Raw genomic sequence first — 6,927 nt, 5'->3', positions numbered from 1 at the left:
AGACACTCGTTAAGAGATATGGCAGAAATACACTCTTTGTAATTGAAGACCTTACGGATGTAAGCTTTGACGACAAGAATCTTAGCACATGGAACAAGAAACAGAATGGTGAGTTGAGGTCATGGTCATTCTATCAGCTGGAGCAATTCCTTTCATACAAGGTAAAGGAAACCGACTCATTCGTACTAAAGGTTGATGCATCCTATACATCACAGAGATGCCCTAAGTGTGGCAGGATACACAAGCTCAACAGACATCATGATATACATGAGTATATATGTGATGCCTGCGGTTATCGTTCCAATGATGATCGTGTTGGTGCCATAAACCTGTATGAACTCGGAACCATGTATGTATCAGGAGATACTAATCCAAGGTTTGGGAGCAGAAAAATCGATTAAGCAAAACAGCCGGGCATGACCTGACTGTTTAAAAAGCGGGCGTAAGTCAATCGTCCGGTGATGTAACCATAGTCCCGTTGTACCACGGGGATGCAGTTAAACCTGCACAGTAAGGGAGCATAGTATTATGACGTTAGGACCCTACGGATGAGTTACAAGCCCAGGCCCTTTAGGGTCGGGGTAATTGACTCTGCTATAAGTAGTAATTTTTAGTGGTGAATAAAAATAGATTACTGATTATTTTTCCAATTCATCTCATGGAAAATATATCCTTTTAATCTGAACAGAACATACAAGGGTATGCTCCAAATATGTGTCTCACCATCCATGATATCTCCCACATTTTTAAGAGATGTTTTTACGGCAATCTTTGGCTTATATCTGTTGCAGAAAAGATGGAGACTCTTTGCCTTGGTATTATCTGCAGCTTTAACCTCTATAGGGAGAAGAACTCCTTCATAATCCGTCAGAAAATCCAATTCAGCATCTGCCTTGGTTCTCCAGAAATAACTCTGTATTCCCATGCTGCAAAGCTGAACCATGACATAGTTTTCTGTAAGTGCACCTTTAAAGTGAATAAAGGCTGCGTCACCATCGAGTATTGTCCGGTAATTTATATTGGATTTCTTCCTTAAAAGGCCTACGTCAGACATATAAACCTTGAAATATGTATTGTCAGCCATGCCTGACAGAGGTATTTCCGGAGTCGGAACCATGTTCAGTTTATACGCTAATCCGGCATTGACAATCCATTCAAGAGCATCTTCTAAATCCTTTGCCCTTGCCCCGCTTTTTACATGTGAGAATATGAATTTATTATTATCCTTTGCTATCTGAGTAGGAATGGCATCCCATATTAGCTTTATCTTCGTTGCAGTTTCAGGAGTGGTATGTTTTCCAAAATCATTGGCGTAGTCTTTGAGAATCCGGTTCTGTACTTCTTCAACCTCAGCATAGTCATGCGTATCAATCCATGTCTGAACAGCTTCAGGCATTCCACCAACTATATAATAGTTTTTCAGGTATTTTTCCAGTGGAACAGTATAAAGCTCCGGAATCTCTCTTTCATAAGGCAGCTTTGATAATCCATCAATATACTTATTTCCACCATCGGCAATAACGAACTCTTCAAAGCTCATGGGGAACATCTCAAGTCTGTCCACCTTACCTACTGGAAAAGATATTCCCTCTTTCCTCAGAGAAACGCCTAAAAGGGATCCTGCAGCTACAATATGAAGGTCGCTCATATTTTCACAGAAATATTTGAGTGACTGTATAGCTCTGGGACAGTCCTGTATCTCGTCAAAGAATACCAATGTTGCTCCGGGAGTGATCTTTTTTCCCCTAACCACACTTCCGAGTTCGTCTATTATTCTGTCAGTATCAAAATCGTAATCAAATACGGACTTTAATCCTTCATTTCCATCAAAATTAAAATAAGCAAGATCTTCAAATTCACTTTCTGCGAAAGCTTTTATCAGAAATGTCTTCCCACATTGACGAACGCCTGTCACAAGCAAAGGTTTTCTGCGCTTTTTATTCTTCCATTTTTTTAGTTCTTCAAACGCCATTCTATCCATAAGAATTGCTCCTTACATCTAATATACCTACAAGCAGATAATAACGTTTTTTGGCCGAACATTCAATCAAAAATTGCATTTTTCGACCGAATAACGAAAAGCGAATCACATTAATAGACCGAATCGTGTCGCAAAGGCTGCGCTTTCTCCCAACAGCTTGTTAAAATATATAATAAAAAAATCAATTGAACCATCAGCATATATGCCACCGTCCCTGACAATATGCTTACCAGCACGTTTTGCTTCCATATCTGCAGTCCTGCCACGATTGCAGCTGCAATAAGCTCCGGAAAACCATGGGGTACAGCTATAATATCTGTATCTTTCAGGCAATAAACCACCAGCATTCCGATGATTACTGAAGGTAAAACATCACCCAGGCATGAAATATACTTTGGCGTATCTATTTTTAAAATCCAGAAGGGAAAAAATATAAGCAGCATTGTAACTATAGCCATTATTGATATAAGTATACCTGACCTCATCTGGTATCCTCCTTCCTGTTACGGACCAACGTCAGCACTAAAGTGATCATCAGCATTGAAAGCGGAATGTAGTTTGCAAATGTAATTCATTTTTGCACCCTAACTCAAAAAAAAATATGGTTAGGAAGCAAAAATCTCTTTCCTCAGATAAAAGCAAAGCTTGGCATATCAAGGATTTTGAGCAATTCATGGTCTTTTAACAATTAAAAATCTAATTACATTAAATGCTATAGTCGAAATAAATGGTAGGAGGAGTATGGATTTATAACTGACATGGAGGTGATTAAATTGGATCGAAAGCATCTTAATAACGAGAACCCAATGGTGTTCTTTGTTATGCTGATTGTTGCGGGTATCCTGTCATTCTTGATCGTATATAGGCCGTTTCAAAAACAGGAGAGTGGCGCAGCCATTACTAACAGCAGTTTTAATGAGCTGACATCGGACCAGAAAAAAAAAGAATTTTCTAATCTTACCGGGCAGGAGATATATGATCTTGTAAAAAATAGTGATGAGAATTGGACGGTGACAGCATATGACCTTATAACTCCACGTAATGCTAAGTGGACGATAGTTCTGTTTGATAATAATGGAGATCTTCATTTTAACCTTGCATGGCCGCACTATGGTGGTTTTTTACCCGAGAGCATAGCATCAATCAAAGAGCTTTCCGGAACAGTTGAAGTGAGCAGAGACGGAGGAGATGGCGGGTATTCCATGTCCTACGGAAGAAACAAAGATGGAAGCTATCCGGATGATTCACAGAGAAGTGTCCCTAAAAGTCCCGCTACGGTTCGAACCGGAACATTGGATATCGATAAGTATAAAGAGGTAGTCGAGATAGTAGTAAGTGAAAACAGTGAAGAAGAACGACTTGCTGTGCTAACAGATATGGGCTACAACGAGGATATTGCTGCACGTTTCATAGCTGATCAGACCGCATGGCTGACACGTGATGAAGTTGCCGGACCGGATAATATTTCGGATGGTGCAGCTTCTGTCGGACACGAAGTTGAAAGCAGTTACGGCTATTATGGAGTTACTGCCCCGTGGCAAGCCGGGGATCTTGATCTCTGTGGTGGTGCCGGACAGATAAATACCGTTTTCAGCTGGGGAACCTTATGCGATTCAGGGCTGATCTATGACATTGGAGAAGCTGAAATCAAGATTGCAAGTTAAGAAGTTAGATGTACAAACACGAATGATTTATAGAAAATTAAGAGGAATAAAAAGTATTATGATTCCTTGGATTTTAGGAATAGCGTTTGTTGACAAATTTTAGTGTGAGAATAGGAATGATGTCTAAGCCAATACTAGGAATCTAATAAGTTTTACTGAGGTATGATCGAGATAAAACATATCTGGCACAGAGTCATCATTGTTAAATATGATGGTAGCATATACACCTACTACCGTCAAATTTTGAATTCTATTTCAGCACGTCAATAATGGTATTTGTTATTAAAAACGCTTATATTATATGCTAAGAACAATAGTAAATGACAGGAGTGTCGATATGGCAACAGCTATTATTTATTACAGTAAACATCATGGGAATACAAAAAAGATACTAGATGCTATTGCAGCTGAACATACGGATGTAGAGTTAGTAGATGTTACTTCAAGGAATACATTTGATCTAAGTGGCTACGATAAAATCGGATTTGCTTCCGGAATATATTTTGGAAAGTTTTCTGAGCAGATATTAAATTTTGCCAAGGTTAACCTTCCATCAGGAAAAGATGTATTTTTCATTGCCACGGCCGGTAATCCGATGAAAAGCAACTTTAATGCTATAGCAAGAATAACAGAAAATAAAAATTGCAAAGAGGTAGGGAGATATATCTGCAAAGGATTTGACACGTTCGGCCCATTTCGTTTGGTCGGAGGTATCAGGAAGGGGCATCCAACAGAGAAAGAGATACAGGCGGCGGTTGATTTCTATAACAGCATTATCTAAAAACACGAAGGACTTTAAAAACACAAATGAATGACATATTACGCGGACAGCTGGCAATTGATTACTGCTGTTCCAGTTTTGAAATAATAGATAAAGAGAATCACTTTAAAGAGTATAGACCTCTAGAACTAAGACGCAGGTTTCATGAAAAAGATGAGATGTTCCTGAAGATAATAGCCGTGAACGGAAAACTCCTTTTCACAGGACAAAAGGATATTATCGACTGGTGCAGAGATAAATATGCCAACGCTAAATCCGAATGGTTCTTCGAGGCAAAGAACATGCATAAGTTAAATGATAGACTCAGCCAGGATGGGTTCCAGATAGGTATGGTTCATCCTTTCTATATTGCTGAGAAGAAGTCGGAAGTTGATACTGCGGATTACGAAATACGTTGGTATCGTGACAGTGAGATCGAGCAGTTCAGACGAGATCCTCGCTTTGATGAAGCTTTTACCTTCTGTGAGACAGCACCGGACGTAATAGGAGTTGCAGCTGTTAAGGATGACAAAATACTCGGCATGGCCGGCGCAAGTATGGACAGTCCTGTAATGTGGCAGATTGGAATAAATGTTGATCCTGAAGTAAAAGCAAAAGGGATAAGAAAATGCTTGTGACTTTACTAAAGAACGAGATTTTGGGGATGAACAGGCTTCCGTATTATGGAACATCTATGTCCCACATTGCTTCACAGAAAGTTGCTCTTGGTTCGGGATTTGTGCCTGCGTGGGCAGAACTTGTTACTGACAGAATCGGATATACGGAGAATAGAAATGGCTGATCTTATATCATTCAGAGAAAAAATGGATAAGTTTGATAAGGAGTCCCTCAAGCTTTTTGCCAGGGAATTATATATCAAAGGATTATCTAAACTTAGGAAATCAGAAATAATCGATAAGATTGCCGAGTGCATTTTGGAGCCAAAGAATCTGTTTTACAGACTTGCTACTCTTGATGACAGGTCAATGGAATTACTGACAAAGGGTTCTAAAGAGTGGGTTAAGATTGATTCTGATGATTATAAGGATCATGATCTTGCCTGTATGCTTAATGAGCTGGAAGTTGCTGATTTTGAAAATACTACCGGCTTTTCTACACTAACAGATGTCTGGGATATCTATAAGAAGAAAATAGCAGGAGATGAATTCGAAAAATATCGGAAGAAAGCATCATGGGTATTCAAGTGTTTTCAATGGGCATATGACATGTGTGCTTATGTTCCAATGGATGTTTTTCTTGAGATGGTCAATGTCAAAAAGGGCATACACATAAATGAGGAAGAGCTGACAGAGATTTATACGCATATACCTGAAGATAAGAAAAATATGCTTCTTTACCAAGGGTCATTTATAAGCATTGTATATATCGCCCATAAGGATTCATTGGTAAGTCTTCTCAGGGCATTAGGTGACAAGCCTTACTATATTCCTACAGAAGCAGAAATCGAAGAGTACTTTATATGGGGTGCTCTTATCTCTAAAAAGACTTATCAGGATATGAAGCAGTTTATTATAACGGAAATGAAGCTTGATAAGAAAAAGGCGGAAAATCTGTTGTTGGATCTTTGGGATAAACTTTTTGAAGATGATGATCCACACGGAACAATGCAGTGGTTCTGGGATCAGTTTGAATTTACGAGTGAAGAACAGGTAAAGAAGATAGTCAGTTTATTCATGCCACTATGCAATGATACCAATTTGATGTTGAACAGGGGATATACTCCTTCTGCTATGCCAAGACCAAAGATGAATCCCGGCAAGATGCCGACCATAGTACCGGCGAGTTCAAAGGCTGCAAAAATGCTCGAAGAGGCTGCACCTAAGTTAAGACAGATGGGATTTGGGGTTGATTTTGATGGAGATTCCAGAGAGATCCCTGTTTTTGGTATGCCTTCAGGTATTAATGGTCCGATGAAAACAGCTACCAGGAAAGTTTATCCAAACGATCCATGTCCATGCGGATCAGGAAAAAAATATAAGAAGTGTTGCGGAAGAAACTAATGACGGAAGAATTCCAGCCTGTAAAAGAAGATACTTAAGAAGAGATAATTCTAGGCTAAGAAATTGTTTCGTTAATAAGAGAGAATATTCAAAAAGTATGAGGCTTCATCAGTTTGTGTGGGTTGAGTAGTAGCCTCGGCTACACACCCTATCTTTGTTCTGCTTGACTGCCAACAAGCTGGTTGGATGCCCTGTGTCAAGGGTTTCCGCGAAGCGGCGCTTGCGCCCTTGATACAGGGGAGACAATCAGCTACGCTACAGCAGGCAGAACAGGATTGTATTCCCAAGGCAGACGGACTTCTATATCAGAACAACGGAGCATGATCATATCAAGCATGTTGTCCATGTTCCTGAAGCCGTAAGCCATGTAGATTGACAACTTAATCTTGCGGTTAGTGGCTTCAAGCACTGCATTTGTCAGATGGTATTTCATGGTTGCTAGTATGGCGTCATAATGACGTCTGATCTTTCGCTGAAGTTCTACGAATACTTTTATCCGAC

General features: G+C 39.6%; 8 protein-coding genes and 1 pseudogene. 6 read left to right on the top strand and 3 right to left on the bottom strand.

From position 1 onward, the window contains the following. A partial coding sequence (locus G625_RS0114060) for a zinc ribbon domain-containing protein (RefSeq protein WP_029201607.1) occupies nucleotides 1–401 on the top strand: 401 nt, incomplete at its 5' end. A 230-nt stretch (nucleotides 402–631) separates the two neighbouring features. Here G625_RS0114060 and G625_RS0114055 read toward each other — a convergent pair. Both G625_RS0114055 and G625_RS20150 read right to left on the bottom strand, forming a co-directional pair. Next, a complete protein-coding gene (locus G625_RS0114055; RefSeq protein WP_029201606.1) occupies nucleotides 632–1,981 on the bottom strand; it encodes an ATP-binding protein in 1,350 nt (449 codons plus the stop codon). Nucleotides 1,982–2,091: 110 nt separating this feature from the next. Continuing rightward, the gene (locus G625_RS20150; protein ID WP_084152917.1) at nucleotides 2,092–2,466 is read right to left on the bottom strand and encodes a branched-chain amino acid transporter permease; all 375 of its coding nucleotides are present in this window, start codon (nucleotides 2,464–2,466) and stop codon (nucleotides 2,092–2,094) included. Nucleotides 2,467–2,754: 288 nt separating this feature from the next. On the opposite strand from G625_RS20150, the gene G625_RS0114045 reads away from it, so the two are divergent. The 5 genes and pseudogenes from G625_RS0114045 to G625_RS23660 form a co-directional block, all read left to right on the top strand. Beyond that, the gene (locus G625_RS0114045; protein ID WP_156885148.1) at nucleotides 2,755–3,645 is read left to right on the top strand and encodes a hypothetical protein; all 891 of its coding nucleotides are present in this window, start codon (nucleotides 2,755–2,757) and stop codon (nucleotides 3,643–3,645) included. Between the two features lie 337 nt (nucleotides 3,646–3,982). Further along, nucleotides 3,983–4,426, top strand: a complete 444-nt coding sequence (locus G625_RS0114040) for a flavodoxin family protein (RefSeq protein WP_029201604.1) — start codon at nucleotides 3,983–3,985, stop codon at nucleotides 4,424–4,426. Between the two features lie 26 nt (nucleotides 4,427–4,452). Continuing rightward, a complete protein-coding gene (locus tag G625_RS20145; RefSeq protein ID WP_242826644.1) occupies nucleotides 4,453–5,043 on the top strand; it encodes a GNAT family N-acetyltransferase in 591 nt (196 codons plus the stop codon). Next, nucleotides 5,034–5,207 carry a hypothetical protein gene (locus tag G625_RS23080; RefSeq protein ID WP_242826643.1) on the top strand — a complete coding sequence of 58 codons (174 nt, stop codon included), beginning with the start codon at nucleotides 5,034–5,036 and terminating at the stop codon, nucleotides 5,205–5,207. Before G625_RS20145 ends, G625_RS23080 begins: the two co-directional genes overlap by 10 nt. Nucleotides 5,208–6,333: 1,126 nt before the next feature. Next, a pseudogene (locus G625_RS23660) lies at nucleotides 6,334–6,426 on the top strand (SEC-C metal-binding domain-containing protein); the annotation flags it as partial. A gap of 250 nt (nucleotides 6,427–6,676) precedes the next feature. On the opposite strand, the gene G625_RS20140 reads toward G625_RS23660, so the two are convergent. Continuing rightward, nucleotides 6,677–6,927, bottom strand: a 251-nt coding sequence (locus tag G625_RS20140; protein WP_044932518.1) for a transposase, incomplete at its 5' end; no start/stop codon positions are given.

The sequence above is a fragment of the Oribacterium sp. NK2B42 genome (genome assembly GCF_000424445.1).
GTDB lineage: Bacteria > Bacillota > Clostridia > Lachnospirales > Lachnospiraceae > Oribacterium.
This window is presented reverse-complemented; position numbering and strand designations above follow the sequence as displayed.

What these genes read in the sequence shown, in the direction of transcription:
- G625_RS0114055 (WP_029201606.1), bottom strand. Translation starts at nt 1,981, where the DNA reads ATGGATAGAATGGCGTTTGAAGAACTAAAAAAATGGAAGAATAAAAAG.
- G625_RS20150 (WP_084152917.1), bottom strand. Translation starts at nt 2,466, where the DNA reads ATGAGGTCAGGTATACTTATATCAATAATGGCTATAGTTACAATGCTG.
- G625_RS20145 (WP_242826644.1), top strand. Translation starts at nt 4,453, where the DNA reads ATGAATGACATATTACGCGGACAGCTGGCAATTGATTACTGCTGTTCC.
- G625_RS0114040 (WP_029201604.1), top strand. Translation starts at nt 3,983, where the DNA reads ATGGCAACAGCTATTATTTATTACAGTAAACATCATGGGAATACAAAA.
- G625_RS23080 (WP_242826643.1), top strand. Translation starts at nt 5,034, where the DNA reads ATGCTTGTGACTTTACTAAAGAACGAGATTTTGGGGATGAACAGGCTT.